This window comes from Pseudomonas sp. O230, from assembly GCF_045447035.1.
Taxonomy (GTDB): domain Bacteria; phylum Pseudomonadota; class Gammaproteobacteria; order Pseudomonadales; family Pseudomonadaceae; genus Aquipseudomonas.
Genome location: NZ_JBJGXN010000008.1, coordinates 363328 through 385480, shown reverse-complemented (window position 1 = coordinate 385480; position 22153 = coordinate 363328). Strand labels below are relative to the sequence as shown.

Below are 22153 nucleotides of genomic sequence, written 5' to 3'. Positions count from 1 at the left end.
ATGGCCAGCCTTGGGTTAATCTCCCCATAAAAAATCGGCCGCTTTACTCGATTGCCACCTGTAGTGAAGGGCATATTACGACCCATCGGTGCCCGTCCAAGGTTTTAGGAAATTGGACCTCGCTAGTGAGAGCGGCATCGAAAAACGTTCTGAGAGGTAAAAATGACAACCGAATTAAAGGACTTGATGAAGGACGCTAGGCTTGCGCGGTTGTTTTCCATGCCCGGGCGTGCGTGTGCTTTGCAAATTTGGATTGCGCAAATTCAAACCGACGACGGCCTGGAGAATCGATTTGTCTACGGTCGACTTCTTCCGTATAGCTTTTCCTTAGGAGGGTGGAGTGCCTCCAGCGACGATAAGTTTGAAGCTGTTGGTGACTGGCGCGCTCAGGTGATTCGCGCCACTCTCTACATTGATAGCGATCATGCAGGTGAACTGCTGGGCAAGCTTTCAAAAGGAGACAACATCAAGGAAATCAGTAGCTCGCTCGACCTCAAGCTGTCGGATTCCCTTGAGAGGCGTATCGGGACTTTCAGCTTTAGCGATAGCTACGTATGCAGGCCAGCGGCGTTGCTTTTGAATCGCGATGCGCATGAGCATCTTGGTCCACAAAGCCCTCACGGTAGTGCTTCCGCTTTTAGTGCCGCAATTACCACTGTCGACAAGGAGCAACTGTTCACAACTGCGCGAGGCCTTGACCAAGAAATGGCGCGCTTCCTTGTTAAACGGATGAACGCTGATACCGGTTTGGATTTCTCTAGCAAGGATGCGGCACGATTTGGCGATTTGGAATTGCTAGTGTTCCCGACCCTAGACGACCACGAAAGAGAGCTCTTGGATGTGTCTTGGGCAGACGGATGCAAGGCACTAGTGGTCAAACTAAATCTGACGCAACTGCCGAGCTTTTCGAAGTTCTTCGTCCACGCCCAAATAATGAACGACGCACAACGCATATTTTCGAGCATTGCGTCGGTCGATAAAGGAGCAACGGATGTCATCGAGTGTACGTTCGAATTACCGGATGGTTATTGGGATATTGCCGATTCGGTGGAAATCGAAATACATGGAGTGAAGGACGGAGCCGTTGCAGCCACGTCGTGCTGCACCTGGAAGAATCATTATATTCGTGAGATCTCAATATCAGGACACACCCTAGGAAGCTTGAACGCAGAAGTTAAATTGGGCTGGTTGGACAATGCGCTAAAGAAGAAGCTGCGAGGGTCTCCCAGGGTGAAAGCCGCGCAAACAGCTAATCGCGGTCATGGCGGATTTGCCTCGGTAATTGGTGGTAGAAAAGCAGACCCCTGGGTAGTGGCCAATCGAAAAATAAATGAATTGATTAGCGTTTTACATCCGCCAAAGTCCGAGGCGCGTTTCTTCGGTCGCCTAAGCGAGGGCGACGGCACTGAGCGCCTACAATTTGTAGAGTGGATCAAGCAACAGTTTGCGAAGCACCGAGACCATCAGATCATCTTCTTCGACCCTTACTTTGAAGACGCTGGGATAGGCCTATTTTTCCCCAATGCGTCCGACAAAGGGGAGTATGTGGTCTTCACCACAACTCTGCCGACGACTCCATCAATTCAAAGTCAGAAATCTTTTACCGGCCCTGACCCTGATTCCAACCGTATCGACAACCTGCTGGCGAGCTGCAAGCAACTCCAAGGGTTGGCGCAGCGTATTGACCTCAAAATATTCGGAGTCAAGCCGGGTGCTTTGCATGATCGCTATATGCTCATTGCGGATCGGCGAGGCCTTCCAGTTGCAGGTTTCAATCTTTCGAACTCAATTCAGAAGGCAAACGAAGATCATCCGCTACTCATCACTCCTATCCCTATGGATTCGTTGCATGAGGTCTTCAAATATGCGACTCGATTGATAACGAGAGCTGCGAACGGGGCGAGCGCGGATGGCGAGTACATAGAGCCAATTTTCGATTCCAAACGTCAGGAGCAGCCTGTTCGAAAGCGGAACGAGCGATTGAGTTTCCTGAGCTGGGATATGACGGGCTCGGTTCTCTCGACTTGGATCGGGGACAATTCGCTTCGGGGCATACATGGCGAGGAATTGCGTACTCGACTGGTGGAGCTGGATCTACTCGATGGTGAATCTTTACGCTTTCCTAAGACTCCTGGTATGGACGCGTGTGTCAGTGGCTCAAACGCGATGGAGGACGATTCTCAACAGAGGTGGGAGATTGTCGCTGAGATACTCGCACACACAACTCATGGAGATTCTCCGTGGGGCGTTGCTGACGACCAGAAAGTTGCGTTCTGCGACTTCCTGGAGGGCTCGCTTAAAAACGCATTCTCTCGGATCAGTGACATAGCGCCAGATACTTCTTTTGAGTCGGTCCAGTCGCACTTGTTTCAGCAAGATTTGGAAAGTTTTCTTCGCGGATCTTACTCCTACGAACATTTCCGCCATCGGATTAAATACCAAGCATTGACATGGGCGGATGTCTTCGCGATCAAGATCTTGTGGAATGCCGCACCAGAGAAACTGGTGAATTTGTCGGAGCGCTGCGCGGTCACACTCGATAGAGAAGAGCCCCACAGAGATGCCGTCAAGCTATCCCTATTGAGTCAAATTGTCGGGGAGGTGTCTCTCGCAATCGCCTTTGGGATTACGAATGAGCAAAGGGAAAGTTTGTTGCAGAGCACGAACGGGCTTCTGAAATGGATGGGATTGGCCAGTCTGAGAGATGCTTCCAAGAATGGTGGGGCGAAGCAAGTCGTAGCTCGTCTAGCATCGTTTGATCGGCAGACGAGCATTCGGACGATGTGTTGGTTGTTAAGCGGCCTGGCATGGGAGGAAGGGAACGGTGAGGCAGTGGATATTGTTCGGCAAGCGCTCTACTACACATTGCCACCAAAGCTAGACAAGAACGAAGCTGAATTTCTTGTTGAGAGCCTGCGAGGCCACATGCGCGAGCTAGGATGGTCTGAACCTTGGTTGTTTGCCGAGGTGATTGTGCCGCTCCTGGAAGAAGAGCGAGTGACGCCGGAAGCACTATCTAGTACGTGGATGAAGGAGTTGTACTCGTACCTCGACGAAAAGTTGCTTGGTAAGACCGTCAGCTTCGACCGTTCGCGCGAAGGACGAATTACCGAAGTTGCGGCGTTTCTCCTTGCGAGAAGTTCTTTCGAGACCCAAGGCAAAGCAATCGATGTTCTACTAAAGACTTTGAAGAAAGCACGCACGAACGTGCAACAACCGTTGGCCAGCACGATGAACTGGAACAAGTGGGATTGTTCCTTGGAAATCGCGATGTGGATCTACGCGTTTTGCCGACATGTCGAGCATCACATGGATGACTCCGCAAAATTACCGGTTCAATTCGTTGATTTGTGCCAACCATCGAGGGATGTCGCAATGGTTCGCACATTGGACGAATGGCGTTACAACGGAGTGCAGCGAGGGGCGCTTGCGGCGTTTATTGAAGAGGTTGGAAATATTTGATTTGGGTCCTGGTGATCAAAACAAGGTAGGTCAATGACTCCTTCATTGGCTTCGCCTCATTTGGTGGCTCGACTGTGGGCCACCGAGGAGCGGGGTTTTGAGGCGTTCCGCTTCATATGGAGGGGTCTGGCCTGAAGCTGCCTGCCGAAATTGAATGCAACGGAAGCTTTCGCGAGCTTCCGTTTATCTAAATCATCTTTTGTTCAGCTTGTGCTCGATTAACCCCATTTCTGCTTTGATCGCAGTGATGGTGAGCTTCTGTATGTCTGTGCTTGTTCCGATTTTACTATCCACGATCTTGAGTAGGGCGATCAGGTGGGCTTTTCTCGCTTTAAGCGCTTCGGATATGGACGAGCTGTTTTGTGTCGCAGAGTTCATGGCTTCGATCCTTGGAGAGATTTTAAACAGCCCGCGAAAGCAGGCTGTTTCAGGGAGTCGGGAGTTACATCGAGAGCAGATCGCGCGTGCGATGCTGACGGCCACGGTCCGCCAGTTCGCTCCACCTCCAGCTGCCGAAGTTTTCACCTTGCTCGGGGATGTCGAGCTTCATTAAGGACACGGGGTCACGGCCTATCAGCCGAGCTGCGGCATACAGCTTGCCTCCCACATCTAGTAGCGCTTGGGCGGCTTCATTCCATGCTTCCTCCAGGGCGTTGTGGGCCAGCCGCAAGGCTGTGTCCTCAATTTTTTGGTGTTCTACCTGAGCCTCGCTGATGTGTCGGTCGACGATGGCCAGCTCTTGCTCCAAGGCGGTGATGATTAGGAGCTGGCGGCGATGTTGTTCGGTGGAGGTAGTGAGGTTTTTTGCGGCTTTCTGAGCGTCGGTGCTGGCTGCTTTTTCGCCGTCGACGTCGCCCCACGCCACGGCCTGTGCGTATGCAGTAGCCGCCTGAGTCTCAGCCTGCCGTGCGCTGGCCATCTCTTCCTGCGCTTGCTGGCGAATTTCCTCCAGGCGAGTGCTCAGGCTTTGCCGTTTTTCGTTAAGCTCCAGCTCATCCGCCATCCAGTTCGCCATGTCGGCAATGTAGCCTTCCATCAAGCTTTCTCGGTTGGCCAGCCTCTCCAAGCGGTCCAACTTCTGATCCAGTCGGAAAATCTGATGATCGAGCGAATCGATCTTTAATTTTCGACTGCTGATTTCATGGCGGACGTCGCTCTCGCGGCCGTGGTTAATGACGTCTTCGCTGTGAAGCGCAGCCTCAAAAGGTGGCACTTCCTTTTTGATGGCTTCCATTTCAATGACCAATTTGTCGCGTGTGTCTTTCAGTTGTTCAATTCGGTTCATGAGTTTTTCCTGATGGTTTAATTGGAGTTCGGAGTGGCTGGCGAGGCCCACTTGAGCCGGCTCTATCTCAGTCAGTAGGCCCGCCGTCAGGCGGCCTGAACCTCGCTTTCATCCGTTCCCGGCACGGTCTTCACCACATAACAACGCTGAGTGCCCAGGCCCGGTAAGCGGACCGAGCAGGAGGCTTTGCCATCCGGCCCGGGCTCAAGGACACCTCGGCGTATCAGCTCCTTGTTCACGGCGTTGATGTTCATGCCCTTGAAAACCTCCGAGCGCCATGATTCGGGCAACACGTAGTAGGTGTTGGTGGTGTGCAATGCATCGCCTAAACCGTGCTCCAGCGTTTTGCGAAAGCCCAGGCGGTCGATGGTGCGCGGGCCGTGCTCATCGATCTTCGCGGCGGCCGACTCCCAGCGCGTAAAGCGGCTTTCGCCGAAGCGCTCGATGACTTGGCGCAGTCGCGCCATGATCGCGTCCCCTTCAAGATTCCCGGCGCCGCCGCGCTCATTCATCCAGGCACTCAGGCATACCCGCGCTGCGGTGGTGGCGGTTCCGTCTGGCCAGCCGGTAATCCCCATCGCGGTGGCCAGTTCGCCGGCAGCGGCCGCCAACCCAAAACGGGCAGCTGCACGGTGCGCCTGACCGCTGGCCGAAGCCGGCAGCGCCTTGGCGATAAATCCCTCTAGGGTGTGGCGCAGGATCGTTGACCAACCATGCCGCTTGCCGGGCTCACAAAGGGCCGACAGGAAGGCGGTGAGGGGCGTGCCGTAGTACTTGGCTACGCGTGCCTTGAGCGCATCGGAGAGGGCGGCGGCGTCATCGAAGCCGTTGAGTACGTCAAACATGCCGAGACCTTTGCTGGCGTCCGCCGGCACCGCGAGCATCCGCACTTCCATGCCGGCTTTCAGCTCCTTGTTGGCTTCGGCCATGTGCTGCGCCAACGTCTTCTCACCGGTCGAGAGAAACAGCAAGCGCCACTCCTGTACCTGTCGGCCGGCTTGCCCCCGATCATTCGCGCGAGCCTTCCCGGTGCCGTTGCCGAGCATGTACACCGTTTCACCGATAATGCGCGGGTCGCACATGCCGATTTCATCGAGCACCAGGAGCCCGTCTGAATGCGCGGCGGCGATGGATTCCAACGCGTTATCCGTGGAACGCCAGGAGCGCACCAGACGCGGCCCGCCGTAGATCGAGGCGGCCACTTGCAGGTGGGTGGTCTTGCCGCCTGAGCTGTCACCGTAGAGGTGAAAGCCGCCCGACTCATGGCCGAGCATGTGCAGCAGCGGACCGGCAAATGCCACGCTGGCCACAAATGCCAAACGGTGATTGCCGATGCACAAGGCGCCGATCTGCTCTTGCCACTGCTCCAGAGTACCGGCTTCGCTGATGGGTGGAAGCTGCGCACCGGCTTCATAGAAATGCAGGTGTTCGGTGTGCGAACCGACCTGTTGTTCGGGCAGCAGGAAGGCGCTGTCGTGCCAACCTAAACGGGTAACCAGTCGTGCCCGCTGGGCGCTGTCAAAACCGCCGAGATAACTTTGCAGGTCGTTGCGCGCATTGCGCCCGGAACGACTGCCGGCCAGTCGCAGGCCCATGTCCACCAATGGGCCGAGCACGTCCTTGCCGAAGTCGCCGGTCATGGTCCGCGCCGGGATGTTCCAGCGCTTTTTTGCCCCGTCGGGATCGTCGAACTCAACCAGCAAACCCCAGTTATGACCCTGCGCATCTCGGGTACGAGCCAGGATCTCCAGTGGCGAACACACGGGGCGCGCTTCGCCATCGTCACCGGAATAAAACACGCCTTCCGGCGTGAGGCGAAAGCCACCGGGCAGCAGATCGTTTTTGGGTTTCGCTGGCTGTTTAGTTGTTGGCTTGGCCTTGGCTTCGGGTGGTTCGGCCGATGCTTTCACAGGCTCAACACCGAACAATTCGCCGCTGTGTTCCAGCTCGGCGACATGCGCCGCCGTCCAGCCTTTGGCTTGGGCATCGGCCGCGTCGTCGCCGTCTTCCCATTTGCCACCCTTGGCGAACGTCGGTTGGTCATTCTTGAACGTGGGCTTGCGTTTGAAGACATCCAGAGCGATCACGCGCGCCGACGCGGCGCCGATCTGATGCAGTTGTTCGGCGACGGTATCCATGCAGCTTTTGCCACTGACGTCGTTGTCGGGCCACAACACCACGGACCGACCTTTGAGTGGTGTCAGGTCAGCTTTGTGCCAGGAGTTCGAGCCGTTCGGCCAGCACGTGGCCACGTAGCTGGGCAGCAGCTTCGCCGCGGCATCGGCGGCCTTTTCGCCTTCGCACAGAATGACCGGAGCCTCCTCGCGTTGCGCCAGTTCATCCAGGCGCAGCAGAGGGCGCGGCTCCGGCAGACCCTGCCAGCGCCATTGCTGCGTTTGACCGTCGGCCCGTTGGCACCAGGTCAACGGGGCAAACACCTTGCGCGGTTTGCCGTCTTCCTCTGGGCCCAAGTCGAAGCGATAGAGGGCCATGACTGGCTGGCCTTGAGCGTCGCGATAAATCCAAACCTTGGACGGCGTACCGTGTTGCCGGTGTTTGGCCGGGCACTTGCTCATGGCCTCGGCCGGGATCGGCTGAATGGCCAGCCATTCCGGTGTTTTGCTTTTGCTAGGGCTTGGTTTCGATTCAGCCGCCCCAGCGGTAACGCGCAGCAGATCCGCCAGCTTGTTGCAGGCTTCGACGTCGGTGCCGCCGTCGAGATAGCGCACCAGGTCGATCAGGTCGCCACCTTTGTCGCCGGTGGCAAAATCCGCCCAAGTGCCTTTGCTCAAGTTGACCTTGAGGGAACCTGCGCGCTTGTCGGTGCGGGTCGGATTGGGAGCGGTGTATTCCTTGCCACCGTCCACGCGTTTACCGTTGGGCAGCCAATGAGCAAGTACCCGGGAGATCTCTTTCAGAGAGGCCGCTTTTACGTCGGCAAAGCTGGGGCGTTGCGTCTTATTGGACATGGCCGGCCTCCGCTCGCAGGAGGGCCGTGGTCACATCATCAATTACTGCCTTGCTCATTTCACTGAGGTAGTGAGCAGCCATCGCGCAGTATTCTGCACCGTCGCCGTGGGTGGCCAAGAGTGACATGCGAGTCGCGCAGCTCAGCAGATTTGAGGCGTGTTCAAGCGCGTCGGTCAGGGGGACATTGGCACTGAGACGGAACAGCATTTGAGTCGTGTCCCCACACCGAGCGAACTTGGTCGCGCCTTGGGTGGTGACGTTAGTTTGAAGGGTCATTGCGCACCCCCGGTTTTAGCCCGAGGGGCCGAAGTCGCGTCACCGTGCAGGGTTAAGGTTTTGATCAGACCCAGGGTGCCGCGCACGTCCCAAATAACGGCCGCCAGTACGTGATTGGCCAATCGCGGTCTGTCGCTTTCGCTTTCGAAGTGATCTTCAAGCAACGTCAGCACCGAGTCGGCGCGGGCAATGGCGCAGGTGATCGCGTCGATAGGAATGCCGGCTTCAATATCGTTGCTGACGTCGAGCAGATCTTCGGGTAGGGAGAAGCTCAGGGCGTGGTTCATTGGGCACCGCCTGCGGCTTCGAGAGCGCGGGCTTTGGCCATATGGGCGTTGTAACGGGAAAGACGTGTAGTGAGGCTGGAGTTGGCGTGTAAGGCGGCGAGAGCCATAGCACGATGTGCAGCGGCGCGATTTTTGAATGGATTGAGGGCGTACATTGGTCGAGCTCCTGTATGTGAGGAGCTGCCACTGATCGTCGCCAAACGATTTAAGGGTGGCAGCTGTGCGCAGGTTGGCGAACCGGGCATACAGGACCCCGGCAGACCCGAAGGTCTCCCACGCACAGCTACCATAAAGCAGGAATGCAGGCACAAAAAAAGCGCCTGCAATCGGTATGGAGACGCCTGTGCGCCTGTATGTACTCGGGTCGCCAAACCCGTTCGCTGAATTTGCAGCGACGGCCAAAGAGTAGCGTCCCGATTTCAAAAGTGCAACTGTGTGGAGATCTTGCGCATTTTTCCGATGCGGCATAAATTGTGCGGGCATGTAGATTTACCTCAACGCCTCCGGATCGCTCCCGGGGGCGTTTTCGTTAGTGCTGGGTGGTGACAGGGCGGGCGAGGGTGAGCCATTGCAAGTGGTTGCCTTGGCCGGCGCGTTGCCGCATCTGCTGTAGCGCTTCGGGATTGCGCAGCAGGTTGGGAATCAGTTCGCGAGCGTCGCTGATCACCACGTCTGCTGGCGACTGAATCGCTAACAGTGTCCACTCCAGGTCATGCCACAGGACGATCAGTACCTGAGCACCGGCCGAAATCGCTTGATCGCGCAGGGCAAGCAAGCGCTGGCGACTCTTGATCTCTGCGCTAGAAGGCAAAGATTCTCGAAGTGCGCCGATGAGATCCAAGGCTTGGTGGGGGAGAAAGGTCGGTGTCATGCCGCCTCCTGCATATTGGTGAACAGCGGCGGCGGTGTTTCACCTTTGAGCCAAGCCAAAATCTTGCTGTCCTCGACGCACCGTCGGCGATGTTCTACCGCGAGCAGTTCGCGCTGCTGAGCCAGGCATTCGTTCACATAGCTGGCCAGATCCGAGGTCAACTTCATTTCACGGTGCAGGCGTTCGCTTGCGGTTTTTTCCACGGCAAGATCCTGCTCAGTGATCTGTCGCCACACCGCCGGATCGTTCGCGAATACGGCCGATTGATCGACCAGCCAGTACGTGACCCAGTCGGTCAAACCCTGCGATTTCAAAACGGCGTGGCGGCCCTCTTTTATCGCGAAATGGCCAGTACCGTGGATGCAGGAAAACTCTCGACGTACCGCATTTTTGCGGATCAGTTCAGGTAATTCCCACTGATTGGGTTTAAGCGGAAGGACCAGGCCATCAGGGTTGAAAAAGAAGGCTTCTTGTTCTTCCCCATTCCAGCTCACACCCGCAATCGTGCGATGCCGCCAGTTGATTGCCCCGGTTTGATAGAGGCGAAATCCAATGCTGTAGGAGTCGAGAAACGGCCCCTTGAAAGGGCAGTAATTGCGCTTCATGCGGCCACCTGGTCACGCGCCTCGATGCGGCTGCGGGTCCATGCCTGCACTTCGGAAAGAACCCAGGCGACAGGGGCGCCGCGCGCATTGCTGTTGCTCAATTTGACGGGCAGGGGAAAGTTGCAGTCAGGGCGCTGCATGAGCTTGTAGATGGTGGGGCGAGCAAGGCCGACCATCGCAATGACTTCGTTGATACGAATGAGGGTTGTTGCGGGGTCGCGAGCTGGGGATTTGGTATTAATTACTTGGATGGAAGAGGTCATAGTCGTGCCTGTATGGTGAGAGACAGGCACAGACTAGAGAGGGGAAAAAAAGCAAACACGGTTTGCTTTTATTGAAATTTATCGAGGTAAGTATCCACCCATGATCAGGTATTTTTTGACGGTAGGTTCAGACGCTATGCTCTCCTTTTCGACCAATGCTTTTTTCAGCTCCCGCTCTGAAATAGTAGGATTGGCCAAAATGTGACGATCAGCTGCCTTGCAGACGCGCTCGCGGAGATCCGCTGCATTCTGCTGCTTTACCGACTCCGGCTTCCTGTTGGCCTTGCCCGCAGCAGCGCCTCTTTGTGAGGCCTTGGCGGAAAACGCTTTACTCAGCGCCTCGCTTAGAAAATTGGCCACATTGAAGTTACCCTTCGATACGTCGATGTCCTCAACTTGTCTGTAGAGGCTAGCCAGCATGATCGCCTTGTCGGCATCGCCCATGAATGTGCGGAAGGATTCGCGAGCGTCAATTTCCCCGCCTGGATCCTTTAGTCGCTCCTTTTCGGCCAGTGCGCAATATTTCTTAGGATCTGTTACTTGCATTTGGGCTATGAGGTCTGCATCCAGGTCGAAGACGTAGAGTTCCGTTTCAAAGAGCCAGTTGGCGAGAACTTGAATGGCTTGAATGCTCTGCACGAGAGTGTAAGTCGCCACGAGTTGCGAATCCGCAGCGTTGCGATCAATGCTATGAAAACGTCGTATGACACTCGGCAATGAGGCTGCATCGGCGTAGCTGGCATGTTCTTCGATCTCGTCGCGGAGTCGAAACATCGCAGCGACCACCGACCCTGCTCGATCAGGATAACGGCCATCCTCAAGCCAGAATGAGGTGGCGTAATTGGCCAGCTCCAGCGCCTCTTTGAAATACTCCCGGAACGACGAATACAACGCTAACTCATGCACGGCCTGTTCGATGTCGTCTAGCTCCCCCAGCAAATTACTGACATCGAATCCAGCAATCTCTAGGCGGCCAATCGGCATATTCTCATCGTCCATTCACCGCCCCTTGGCCCCGCTCTGGGTCATGAATCCAGCGTTTCACGACAAGAGCCTTCTCGACCAACAGGGAGGTGGCTGGGTGATTCTTGTTACACGATTTAACCACGTAACACGTCGTGTGGCGCTGAGTATTCCTTCGTGTAACTTGTAATAATATTATTACATTCAATGAGTTACAGGTGCGTGCAACACCTGTAACACGCGTAACACCGTTTTTTGAGAGGGGGCGGGATAACAATCTCATACCACCTTTCCAAATTGGCCTTGCACGACATTACCAGTTACTAGCTCATCAAGATGATCTGCATACCACTGCATCATGACTTTGCGCTGAGGCAGGTACACCGCCTTGTTGTACACCCCTGCAATCCCCTCTTTTACATGAGAAAGCTGGGCCTCAATGTGGTTCTCGTCAAAGCCCTGTTCATTGAGGATCGTGCTCGCGATATGGCGGAAGCCATGGCCAGTTTGCCGGCCCGCGTATCCCAGTCTGCGCAGCGCCATCAGAAAGACGGTATTGCTACGGGGGATGGTTCGATCTTTTCTACCAGGGAAGAGAAGGGGGTATGCCCCTGTCAGCGTGCGCAGCTCCGTTATCGCTTCAATGGCCTGGCGAGATAGAGGCACTACATGCTCGCGACGACGCTTCATTCGCTCGGCTGGAATCGTCCAGAGCTTTTTGTTGAGGTCGATCTCTGACCAGCGTGCTTCTCGAATCTCACTCGGGCGTGCCGCTAATAAGGCCAGCAATCGGAGGCCTAGACGGACATCCTTCGCGTGAGGGTAAGAGTTGATAGCGCGAAGTAACGCAGGCAACTCTTCTATTGATACGTGTGCATAATTTTCAGCACTGCGTGTCTGTAGAAATTTATTGAGGCCTTCAAGGGGGTTGTGGATCGCTCGGCCCGTCACGCGTGCCAAGTCGTAGATCTCTTTGCAGAAGGCCCGAACTCTGCCCATTTGCTCAATGATCCCTTTCTGTTCCATGCCGCGCAGAAACTCCATCCATTCAAGGGGCAGTATTTCTGTGTAGATGCGTTTGCCGAAAACGGGGAATACGTGAAGCTCCAAGGCACCAAGGACCCGACGGGACGTGCCGGCCTCCCAGCTTGAGCGCCTAGCCTCAAACCATTCGCGCCCTAATGCTTCGAAAGTGTTGTTGGCAGCCACCCGGTCAGCAACCTTACGAGCCTGCTTGCTGACTAAAGGATTTTTACCAGTCGATGCGTCCTCCCGCAGTTGCGCTGCCTTCTGCCTAGCTAGCGAGCCACTGATTTCGGGGTAACCGCCTAGGCCCAGCCAGGACCATTTCCCGTCTGGTTTTTTGTAGCGCAACTCCCACGACTTCTGCCCATTTGCCTTGACCCGAAAATACAAGCCGTTGCCGTCTTGCTCCCGATACGTCGCACTCTCTGGCTCCAAGCCTGCAAGAGTAGTGTCGGCCAGTGGGCGGCGTTTGATTTCAGTACGCTTCACTGCGTGTATGCCTCCAGTTCAATGAATCTCAAAGCATACACGTGGGCATACACGGCGTGAAGTTATAGGGGTAGACAGGGATGGATAGCCAGAAACAAGGAAGCCCGCACAGGGCGGGCTTCTTGGGGTATTTCGTAGACTGTCTGAGACAGGTCTAGACTGCTATATGGTGCACCAGGCGGGATTCGAACCCACGACCACTGCCTTCGGAGGGCAGTACTCTATCCAGCTGAGCTACTGGTGCAAGCGGGCGCCATGATACTCATATGCACTGCGGGCGTCCATGCTGCTGAATCGACAGCGCTTTTTCAAAGCGTAACCTGCGTTTGCTACGTTGATCAGAAAAAAGCAGCAAATGCGGCGTTTTCGTTCTTTTTTTCGAACAGGCTATTGTCCTTTACCCCCTTTGATCCTAGGATTCGTTTGAGATTTCAAACGCTCTTGTCTGGGTGCTGAACCGCACGAGTTCATTCCGTGCGCTATTTATGTGCTTCAGCCCGGTGAATGATTTCCCTGACGGCAGCCTTTGAGGCGCCTTTCTACAATCATAATTTGCTCCGCGCGTGCCGCGGTGCTGTTAAGGAAAGCCGACATGCAGCTTAAAGACACCCAGTTGTTCCGCCAGCAAGCCTTTATCGATGGCGCTTGGGTCGATGCGGACAATGGTCAGACGATCAAGGTCAACAACCCGGCAACGGGCGAAATTCTGGGCACTGTGCCTAAAATGGGCGCTGCCGAAACCCGCCGTGCAATCGAAGCCGCTGACAAAGCGCTGCCGGCCTGGCGTGCACTGACCGCCAAGGACCGCGCCAACAAGCTGCGTCGCTGGTTCGAACTGATCATCGAGAACCAGGACGACCTCGCTCGCCTGATGACTCTGGAGCAAGGCAAGCCACTGGCTGAAGCCAAGGGCGAAATCGTTTACGCCGCTTCCTTTATCGAGTGGTTCGCCGAAGAAGCCAAGCGCGTCTACGGTGACGTGATTCCGGGCCACCAGCCAGACAAGCGCCTGATCGTGATCAAGCAGCCAATCGGCGTGACCGCTGCAATCACCCCGTGGAACTTCCCGGCCGCGATGATCACCCGTAAAGCCGGCCCGGCCCTGGCCGCCGGTTGCACCATGGTGCTCAAGCCTGCTTCGCAAACTCCGTTTTCCGCATTCGCTCTGGCTGAACTGGCCCAGCGTGCTGGCATTCCTGCTGGCGTGTTCAGCGTGGTGTCTGGCAGTGCCGGCGACATCGGCAGCGAGCTGACCAGCAACCCGATCGTGCGTAAATTGTCCTTCACTGGCTCGACCGAAATCGGTCGTCAGTTGATGGCTGAATGCGCCAAGGACATCAAGAAAGTGTCCCTGGAACTGGGCGGCAACGCGCCGTTCATCGTGTTCGACGACGCGGACCTGGATAAGGCCGTCGAAGGCGCGATCATTTCCAAATACCGCAACAACGGCCAGACCTGCGTCTGCGCCAACCGTCTGTACATTCAGGATTCGGTCTACGACGCATTCGCCGAGAAGCTGAAAGTGGCTGTGGCCAAACTCAAGATCGGCAACGGTCTGGAAGAAGGCACCACCACTGGCCCGCTGATCGACGAAAAAGCCGTGGCCAAGGTTCAAGAGCACATTGCTGACGCGATCAGCAAAGGCGCCACCGTTCTGGCGGGTGGCAAGGTCATGGAAGGTAACTTCTTCGAGCCGACCATCCTGACCAACGTGCCGAAAAACGCTGCCGTGGCCAAGGAAGAAACCTTCGGCCCATTGGCGCCGCTGTTCCGCTTCAAAGACGAAGCCGAAGTGATCGCGATGTCCAATGACACCGAGTTCGGTCTGGCGTCGTACTTCTATGCCCGCGACCTGGGTCGTGTATTCCGTGTGGCGGAAGCCCTGGAATACGGCATGGTCGGCGTCAACACCGGGTTGATCTCCAACGAAGTCGCGCCGTTTGGCGGCATCAAGGCGTCGGGCCTGGGCCGCGAGGGCTCCAAGTACGGCATCGAAGATTACCTGGAAATCAAATACCTCTGCCTGGGCATCTAAGCTCGGCAGACGGGAATGCAATAAGCGGAAAGGGCACGAGAGCGCTGACCCTTTCTGCGTTTCAAATGGAATTTTCTCTGTGGCCGAGAACGCTGTGGCAGTCGATCATCGCATGCTGTCGCCGTCGCACCCCGCCGCATTTTCCTTGAACCACGCCGCCCGATGAGCGGTGAATGAGGACTTTATGAGCAAGACTAACGCTTCTTTGATGAAACGCCGCGAAGCCGCTGTACCACGCGGTGTAGGCCAGATTCACCCGATCTTCGCCGAGTCTGCGAAGAACGCCACCGTGACCGACGTTGAAGGTCGCGAGTTCATCGACTTCGCCGGCGGCATCGCCGTGCTGAACACCGGCCACGTGCACCCGAAAATCATCGCCGCTGTGACCGAGCAGCTGAACAAGCTGACCCACACCTGCTTCCAGGTACTGGCTTACGAGCCGTACGTTGAAGTGTGCGAAAAAATCAACGCCAAGGTGCCAGGTGATTTCGCCAAGAAAACCCTGCTGGTCACCACCGGTTCCGAAGCCGTAGAAAACGCCGTGAAAATTGCCCGTGCCGCCACTGGCCGTGCTGGCGTGATCGCGTTCACCGGCGCTTACCACGGTCGCACCATGATGACCCTGGGCCTGACCGGTAAAGTCGTGCCGTACTCGGCCGGCATGGGCCTGATGCCAGGCGGCATCTTCCGCGCGCTGTACCCGAACGAACTGCACGGTGTGAGCATCGACGATTCGATCGCCAGCATCGAACGTATCTTCAAGAACGACGCCGAGCCGCGTGACATCGCTGCCATCATCATCGAGCCGGTTCAGGGCGAAGGCGGTTTCTACGTCGCGCCTAAAGAGTTCATGAAACGCCTGCGCGCCCTGTGCGACCAGCACGGCATTCTGTTGATCGCTGACGAAGTGCAAACCGGCGCTGGCCGTACTGGCACTTTCTTCGCCATGGAACAGATGGGCGTTGCTGCCGACCTGACCACCTTCGCCAAATCCATCGCTGGCGGCTTCCCGTTGGCCGGTGTGTGCGGCAAGGCCGAATACATGGACGCCATCGCGCCAGGCGGCCTGGGCGGCACCTACGCCGGTAGCCCGATCGCTTGCGCGGCAGCTCTGGCCGTGATGGAAGTGTTTGAAGAAGAACACCTGCTGGACCGCTGCAAGGCAGTCGGCGAGCGTCTGGTTACTGGCCTCAAAGCGATTCAGGCCAAGTACCCGGTGATCGGCGAAGTCCGTGCCCTGGGCGCGATGATCGCGGTCGAGCTGTTCGTCGACGGCGACAGCCACAAGCCGAACGCTCCAGCAGTGGCAGCGGTTGTGGCCAAGGCGCGCGACAAGGGTCTGATCCTGCTGTCCTGCGGCACTTACGGCAACGTTCTGCGCGTGCTGGTACCGCTGACTTCGCCGGACGAGCAACTGGACAAAGGCCTGGCGATCATCGAAGAGTGCTTCTCGGAGCTGTAATCTCCAGCCTTTGATCGATCTGTGACCTGATTGACAAAAAAACCCGCTTCGGCGGGTTTTTTCGTGTCCGCGCAACACATGCACTGTTTCAAATGGCCTGCATTGACTAAGGTGCAAGCAGTTCCAATGGAGTATGCAGATGACCGCTGTCGTTTTACCCGCTGTACCGCGTGTACTGATTGCCGAAGCTGACCCTTGGTCTCGCGACTTGCTCAAGCAGGTGCTGTTGAACGTGCGCTGCGACGCACGCCTGGATCTATGTGCCGACGGTCAGCAGGCGCTGGAGTTGCTGGCGGAAAATCCTTACGACCTGGTGATCGTCGATTGGGAATTGCCCGGCGTCGATGGTTTGAATATCTTGCGCAATGTCCGCCAGCGCAAACGCAATCCGCCGTTGCCGTTTATTCTGATGAGCAGCCGCAACGACAGCGCCAGCGTGCGCGAAGCCTTACCCCTGGCGCCCACGGCGTACCTGACCAAACCCCTGAACATGGAAAGCCTGACTCTCCGTCTGCAGGGTCTGCTGCTGAACGCCGGTGAACAGGTGTCGTGTGATATGCCGGCGTTGGCGCCGGGCATGACCTTGTCGGCGTACCTGGAGCGTTGTCGTGAATTTGCCGACGGCGCGCCGCTGATGACCGACGTGCAACTGGCGGTCAAACGCAGCCTTAATCCCAACGGCCTTGACCTGAATCTGCTGGAAGATGAAATCCGTGTTGATCCGCAGATCACCGCTGTCCTGATCGCCGCTGCCAACAGCGCGGCCCAGCATCACGGCGCCGCGGTGCAAACCCTGTCCCAGGCGCTGCATCGGCTGGGTACCGGGCAAAGCATGAATCTGATTCTGGGGTTGGCGCTCAAGCGCAGCGCGCGGCTCAGCGATCCGTTGCTGGCGGATTACGCCGAGCGTTACTGGAATTTGTCGCTGCACACCGCTGAATATGCCCGGACACTGGCGCGTTTGCTGGATCTGGACCAGGAGCGCTGTTACTGCGCAGGCATGCTGCATCGCTTGGGTGACCTCGCGTTGCTGCGGTGTCTGCAGGAATGGAGACTGTCCGGCGGAGAACTGGATGAATGGGAAGAGGTCGGTGATGCACTGGCCGAGTTCGGTGCGGCCTATGGTTCGGCGTTGCGCACTCGCTGGCGCTTGCCCCTGGAGCTGCGAGAACTGATTGCGGCGGTCTACCAGCTCGGTGGCGGGGTTTACTCCCGCGAAGCGCTGGTGATGAACATGGCGGCGCAGATGGCAAGGTTGACCGAGCATGATGGCGTCGAGGAACTGGCCAAGAGCCGGACGGCGCGGTTGCTCAAGATTGGTTTGCCGGAATTGATACGTTTGCGCAAAAAGTGAGCCCGACGCTAACCCTTGTAGGAGCTGGCTTGCCAGCGATGGGTCCACAACATTCAACATTGATGCTGGCTGTCACACCGTCATCGCTGGCAAGCCAGCTCCTACACGGGGTTCTGTGTTGGGGCTGTCAGCCGGAGATGATCCGGTTCTTGCCTTGTCGCTTGGCTTCGTACATCGCGGCATCCGCCCGGGAAAACAGGCTGTCGACGTTTTCGTCCTCGGCAGTGAGGCTGGTCAAACCCTGGCTGACGGTGATGCCGAACGTCTGGTCGGCATGGCTGAAGCTCAATCGCTGAATCTCCCGTTGCAGGCGCTCGGCCACTTGCATCGCCATGTCCGGCGCGCAACCGGGGAAGACTGCGGCAAACTCCTCGCCACCAATCCGCCCAAACACATCGCCGCGCCGTAACGCCGCTTGCCCGCACTCGGCGATCCGTTGCAGTACGTTGTCGCCTTCCGGATGGCCGTAGGTGTCGTTGATCAATTTGAAGTCATCGATGTCCAGCAACAGAAACGCCAGTGGAGCGCCTTTTAGTCTCGCCTGTTCGAATTCAAGGTGGGCGCAGTCGAAGAAATGCCGGCGATTGCTGCTCTGGGTCAGGACGTCCGTGGTGGCCAAGCGATGTAACTCGCTTTCCATCTGCTTCTTGTCGGTGATGTCTTCGGCAATGCCGACGATGATCACAGGTTGACCCGGCTCGGCTTGCCGGTTGATGAAACACTTGTCGCTGAGCCAGCGCACTTGGCCATCAGCCGCGATGATGCGGTACTCACGGTCTTCAACGGCGCCTTTGGCCAGCACTTCGGCGAGGCTGCGCTCGGCATACTCCAGATCGTCGGGGTAGATGCTGTCACGCCACTGGTTGGCGTCCGACAGCAACAGGCCGGCGGATCGGCCAAAAATCCGTTCGTAGGCGGGGCTCACGTAGAGCACCTGGCGGGTTTCCCAGTTGAACGCCCAAAGCACCGCGTTGACGCTCACCAGCAGCGAGCTGAATAGCTGTTCGCGTTCGCTCAGGCGCGCGACTTCGCCTTGGGCATGCATCAGCGCCATCAGGGTTTGCGCGGCTTCCGGCCACTGGGGCAGGGATGAGTCTTGCGGGTTCTTATTGACCATCGACACAAATCTCAAGGACGTGCCGCGTGTTCGACAGCGGCCATAGCAAAGCCCGCCGTAGTGGCGAAGTGTCTTTGAGATAGGGGAATTGGAGCTAAGTTCCGAAGGGTGCGCCCGCGAACGGGGCGCACCGATCAACGGTGTCAGGCGGTAGCGGCAGGTCGCAGGGAGTAGGTCTTCAATTGGTCAGCGAAGTCGCGCAGGGATTGAATCCCGCTGGCTTCGGCTTCGTGTACCCAATCCTTGATAGCGGCCAGCATGTCGTGACCATTTGAGCTGGTCTTGACCCAGATCTGCTGCAAGGCCAGTCGTTTCTCGTAAATTACCTTCAGCGCCTGGCTGTGCTCGAGCATGGTCTGGATGCGCAGGTGGTGGTTGTCATCGAGCAGACTGGTTTCCCGCGAGAGCAGGCGTTTGGCCCGATGGAACTGGTGACGGACCGAGTGATCGACCTTTTCCAGCTCTTGCTTGACCAGCGGCGCGATCACCAATTTGCGGTACTGGGCCATGATCTGGAAGCGGTTATTGAGGATGGCCATGGCGGTGTCCATGTCCAGGCTGCCTTTGCCTTCGACCCGGTGGGCAATCGGCGCAACCCGTTGAACCTTGGCCAGGCGCAGGAAACTGAAGACCTGGATCCAGGCCCAGCCGAGGTCGAACTCCCATTTCTTCACCGACAGTTTTGCCGAATTAGGGTAGGTGTGATGGTTGTTATGCAGTTCTTCGCCGCCGATCAGGATGCCCCAGGGCACCAGATTGGTCGCCGCATCGCGGCATTCGAAGTTGCGGTAGCCGACGGCATGGCCCAGGCCATTGACCACGCCGGCGGCCCAGACCGGGATCCACATCATCTGGATAGCCCAGATGGTGATGCCGATGGTGCCGAACAGCAGCAGGTCGATGACGGCCATGATCGCCACACCCAACAGCGGGAAACGGCTGTAGAGGTTGCGTTCGATCCAGTCTTCGGGGCAGTTCTTGCCGTAGATGCGCAGGGTCTCGGGGTTTTCCGCTTCGGCGCGGTACAGCTCGGCACCTTTGCGCAGAACGGTGGACAAGCCCTTGATGACCGGGCTGTGCGGGTCATCGACGGTTTCGCATTTGGCGTGATGCTTGCGGTGGATGGCGGTCCACTCGCGGGTGTTCTGCGCCGTGGTCAGCCACAGCCAGAAGCGGAAGAAATGTTTCAGGCCGGCATTGAGCTCAAGTGAGCGATGGGCTGAATAACGATGCAGATAGACCGTGACGCCGATAATCGTGACGTGGGTCATCAGCAGGGTGACTGCCACCAGTGACCAGGGCGACAAGCCGAGAAAACCTTCGTACCACATAGGCTATAGGGCCCTCGATAAAGAAAAAAACAGCCGTTGCATTATCACCAAGCCCACAGATAAAACCAGTCACCCTTTCAGATAAGAGTCGCTGGATGTTTCTTTACACTATAATTCCGACCCTTTTGTAGGGACATGGACGACCGAATGCCTGCCACCTATCGCGATGCCATGCGTGCAGCGCTGCTTTACCTGCTGCTTTCCGTCGTCTGGCTGGAGCTCAGTGGTTACTTATTGAACAGTTTCTTCGATAGCTCCGATGAGCGACTACGATGGCAACTGATCAACGGTTACGCGTGGGTGGTGCTCAGCGCCGGGCTGATCTTCCTCGCCAGGGCGCGATTGTTCCGTTGCCTGGGGATCGGCGCCAAGTTACGTGAGCACAATGATGACCGGGAGCGTTTGCGTCAGGCGGCCGCCGTGTTCGATTGCACCCGCGAAGGCGTATTGGTCACTGACCGTCATGGGATCATCGTCCATGTGAACCGCGCCTTCATGGAAATTACCGGCTATCAGACCGACGAAGTGCTGGGCCAGCAACCCAGCCTGTTCAAGTCCGGCCATCACCCGGCGAGTTTCTACCAGGCGATGTTCGCCACGCTCACCCGTTGCGGCGAGTGGAGCGGTGAAATCTGGAACCGGCGCAAAAACGGCGGAATCTACCCGCAGTGGCAGACGATTCGCCTGGTTCACGATGATCAGGGCCAGCTCAGTCACTACGTCGCGGTGTTCTCCGACATCAGCGCGATCAAGGATTCCGAGCACGAACTCAAGTACCTGGCGCATCACGATCCGCTGACCGATCTGCCCAACCGCCTGCTGTTCACCGACCGTGCCGAGCAGGCATTGGCGTCGGCGCAAATCAACAAGCGCGGCTGCGCGTTGCTGATGATCGATCTGGATCACTTCAAGATGATCAACGACAGCCTTGGGCACACGGTGGGCGACCAACTGCTTAAAGCCGTGGCCGAGCGTTTGCAGGCCTTGCTTGGCCCGGAGATCACGTTGGCGCGACTGGGGGGGGATGAGTTCGCAGTGCTTGCGGAAAGCTGTCCGCAGTTGATACAGGCTGCGGCGCTGGCGCAGCGGATCATTGATGGTCTCAAAGAGCCGTTCCTGATTGGCGGGCATCAACTGTTCATCAATACCAGCATCGGTATCAGCCTGTTCCCCGGCGATGCCTTGAGCGCTGAACAGCTATTGCGTAACGCTGACTCGGCGCTGTTCAAGGCCAAAAGCGCCGGTCGCGATGGCTACGCTCTCTATACCGAAGAGCTGACAGCCCATGCCCAGACTCGGGTCGAGACTGCCGTAGAGTTGCGTCGAGCGCTGGAACAGCAGGAACTGCGCGTTTATTACCAGCCGGTTCATGACTTCAAGACCCGCCGCCTGGTTGGCGTCGAGGCGCTAGTGCGCTGGGAGCATCCGAAGCGCGGGCTGGTGTCGCCGGCAGAATTCATTCCCATCGCCGAACGCACCGGGTTGATCGCAGAAATCGATAGCTGGGTGATGCGCCAGGCTTGTCAGCAAATGTGCTTGTGGCAGCAGGCAGGTGTGGCGTTGTCGTTTGTCGCGGTGAACGTCTCCTCTCGATTGTTCGCTCGTCGTGAGCTCTTTCAGCAAGTGGCGAAAGTGCTGCACGAAACCGGGCTGGACCCCTCGTATCTGGAGCTGGAAGTCACCGAGAGTGCGGTGATGGACGACCCGGAAGTGGCCTTGGAGCAGATGCATCGATTACGCGAACTCGGCGTGCGGCTGGCCATCGATGATTTCGGCACCGGCTATTCGTCACTGTTGCGACTCAAGCGTTTGCCGGTGCAGAAACTCAAGATCGATCAGGGCTTCGTGGCCGGATTGCCGTTGGACGACGACGATGCGGCCATCGTGCGCGTGATCATCGCTCTGGCGCAAAGCATGGGCATGCAGGTGCATGCCGAAGGGATCGAGCAGGTCGAGCAGGCGAGTTTCCTGCTTGAGCAGGGGTGCGATCTCGGCCAGGGCTACTGGTTCGGCCGACCGGTGCCGGCTGAGCAGCTGGACTGGATGCATGCTCCGGAAATCCACTAACCCCCCCACACTTTGTGCACAGCCAGAGACTAAAAGTTTGCGTACGAACAAAAATCTCCGCCATGAACAGGCCTCTGTGGGAGCTGGCTTGCCAGCGATGGCGGTCTCGAGTCCTGCGTAAATCTCAAGGGCCTCATCGCCGGCAAGCCGGGCTCCTACAAGGATTTTGCAGGGGCTGGAGAGGGGGCGATTTTTGGATCCCTCATCCGTCGCGCAGACGTAACCCCTCGCCCCGACAAATAATTTATTTTGGTTATATAAACATTCTTAAATAGTCTTTTTAAGAATAT

The 22153-nt window shown here is 57.2% G+C and carries 17 protein-coding genes and 1 tRNA gene; 5 read left to right on the top strand and 13 right to left on the bottom strand.

What is annotated here, in order from left to right:
- Positions 1–162: 162 nt before the first annotated feature.
- Positions 163–3462, top strand: a complete 3300-nt coding sequence (locus ACI77H_RS19690) for a VPA1262 family protein (RefSeq protein ID WP_407013373.1) — start codon at positions 163–165, stop codon at positions 3460–3462.
- Between the two features lie 192 nt (positions 3463–3654).
- On the opposite strand, the gene ACI77H_RS19685 is transcribed toward ACI77H_RS19690, so the two are convergent.
- The 11 genes from ACI77H_RS19685 to ACI77H_RS19635 form a co-directional block, all read right to left on the bottom strand.
- Entirely contained in the window at positions 3655–3840 is a 186-nt protein-coding gene (locus ACI77H_RS19685; RefSeq protein WP_407013372.1) for a hypothetical protein, read from the bottom strand.
- 64 nt (positions 3841–3904) lie between these two features.
- On the bottom strand, positions 3905–4747 hold the full coding sequence (locus tag ACI77H_RS19680; protein ID WP_407013371.1) for a chromosome segregation protein SMC: 843 nt from the start codon (positions 4745–4747) through the stop codon (positions 3905–3907).
- 86 nt (positions 4748–4833) lie between these two features.
- Entirely contained in the window at positions 4834–7716 is a 2883-nt protein-coding gene (locus tag ACI77H_RS19675) for a DUF927 domain-containing protein (RefSeq protein ID WP_407013370.1), read from the bottom strand.
- The gene (locus tag ACI77H_RS19670) at positions 7706–7993 is read right to left on the bottom strand and encodes a DUF3077 domain-containing protein (RefSeq protein ID WP_407013369.1); all 288 of its coding nucleotides are present in this window, start codon (positions 7991–7993) and stop codon (positions 7706–7708) included. The genes ACI77H_RS19675 and ACI77H_RS19670 overlap by 11 nt, the downstream gene beginning before the upstream one ends.
- Positions 7990–8280, bottom strand: coding sequence for a hypothetical protein (locus tag ACI77H_RS19665; RefSeq protein ID WP_407013368.1), 291 nt, complete (start codon positions 8278–8280; stop codon positions 7990–7992). Before ACI77H_RS19665 ends, ACI77H_RS19670 begins: the two co-directional genes overlap by 4 nt.
- Positions 8281–8809: 529 nt before the next feature.
- Complete coding sequence (locus ACI77H_RS19660) at positions 8810–9151, bottom strand: hypothetical protein (RefSeq protein WP_407013367.1); 342 nt, start codon at positions 9149–9151, stop codon at positions 8810–8812.
- The gene (locus ACI77H_RS19655) at positions 9148–9756 is read right to left on the bottom strand and encodes a hypothetical protein (RefSeq protein ID WP_407013366.1); all 609 of its coding nucleotides are present in this window, start codon (positions 9754–9756) and stop codon (positions 9148–9150) included. Before ACI77H_RS19655 ends, ACI77H_RS19660 begins: the two co-directional genes overlap by 4 nt.
- Positions 9753–10019 (bottom strand): helix-turn-helix transcriptional regulator, encoded by a 267-nt coding sequence (locus ACI77H_RS19650; RefSeq protein ID WP_407013365.1) that lies wholly within the window; start codon positions 10017–10019, stop codon positions 9753–9755. Before ACI77H_RS19650 ends, ACI77H_RS19655 begins: the two co-directional genes overlap by 4 nt.
- Positions 10020–10097: 78 nt before the next feature.
- The gene (locus ACI77H_RS19645; RefSeq protein WP_407013364.1) at positions 10098–11018 is read right to left on the bottom strand and encodes a hypothetical protein; all 921 of its coding nucleotides are present in this window, start codon (positions 11016–11018) and stop codon (positions 10098–10100) included.
- A gap of 243 nt (positions 11019–11261) precedes the next feature.
- Positions 11262–12497: a tyrosine-type recombinase/integrase gene (locus ACI77H_RS19640; RefSeq protein WP_407013363.1), complete on the bottom strand. Its 1236-nt coding sequence runs from the start codon at positions 12495–12497 to the stop codon at positions 11262–11264.
- A gap of 167 nt (positions 12498–12664) precedes the next feature.
- Positions 12665–12741: transfer RNA gene (locus tag ACI77H_RS19635), tRNA-Arg, on the bottom strand.
- Positions 12742–13089: 348 nt separating this feature from the next.
- On the opposite strand from ACI77H_RS19635, the gene gabD reads away from it, so the two are divergent.
- The 3 genes from gabD (at position 13090) to ACI77H_RS19620 (ending at position 17348) form a co-directional block, all read left to right on the top strand.
- Entirely contained in the window at positions 13090–14532 is a 1443-nt protein-coding gene (gene gabD, locus ACI77H_RS19630) for an NADP-dependent succinate-semialdehyde dehydrogenase (protein ID WP_008148203.1), read from the top strand.
- 184 nt (positions 14533–14716) lie between these two features.
- Positions 14717–15994 carry a 4-aminobutyrate--2-oxoglutarate transaminase gene (gabT, locus tag ACI77H_RS19625; protein ID WP_090177104.1) on the top strand — a complete coding sequence of 426 codons (1278 nt, stop codon included), beginning with the start codon at positions 14717–14719 and terminating at the stop codon, positions 15992–15994.
- A 139-nt stretch (positions 15995–16133) separates the two neighbouring features.
- A complete protein-coding gene (locus ACI77H_RS19620; protein ID WP_407013362.1) occupies positions 16134–17348 on the top strand; it encodes an HDOD domain-containing protein in 1215 nt (404 codons plus the stop codon).
- A 127-nt stretch (positions 17349–17475) separates the two neighbouring features.
- Here the strand turns inward: ACI77H_RS19620 and ACI77H_RS19615 are convergent, their stop codons facing one another.
- Positions 17476–18465, bottom strand: a complete 990-nt coding sequence (locus tag ACI77H_RS19615; RefSeq protein WP_407013361.1) for a GGDEF domain-containing protein — start codon at positions 18463–18465, stop codon at positions 17476–17478.
- Between the two features lie 143 nt (positions 18466–18608).
- Positions 18609–19796: a delta-9 fatty acid desaturase DesA gene (gene desA / locus ACI77H_RS19610; protein ID WP_407013360.1), complete on the bottom strand. Its 1188-nt coding sequence runs from the start codon at positions 19794–19796 to the stop codon at positions 18609–18611.
- Positions 19797–19943: 147 nt separating this feature from the next.
- Here desA and dibA point away from each other — a divergent pair, with 147 nt between their 5' ends.
- Positions 19944–21863: a phosphodiesterase DibA gene (gene dibA / locus ACI77H_RS19605; protein WP_407013359.1), complete on the top strand. Its 1920-nt coding sequence runs from the start codon at positions 19944–19946 to the stop codon at positions 21861–21863.
- Positions 21864–22153: the final 290 nt, after the last annotated feature.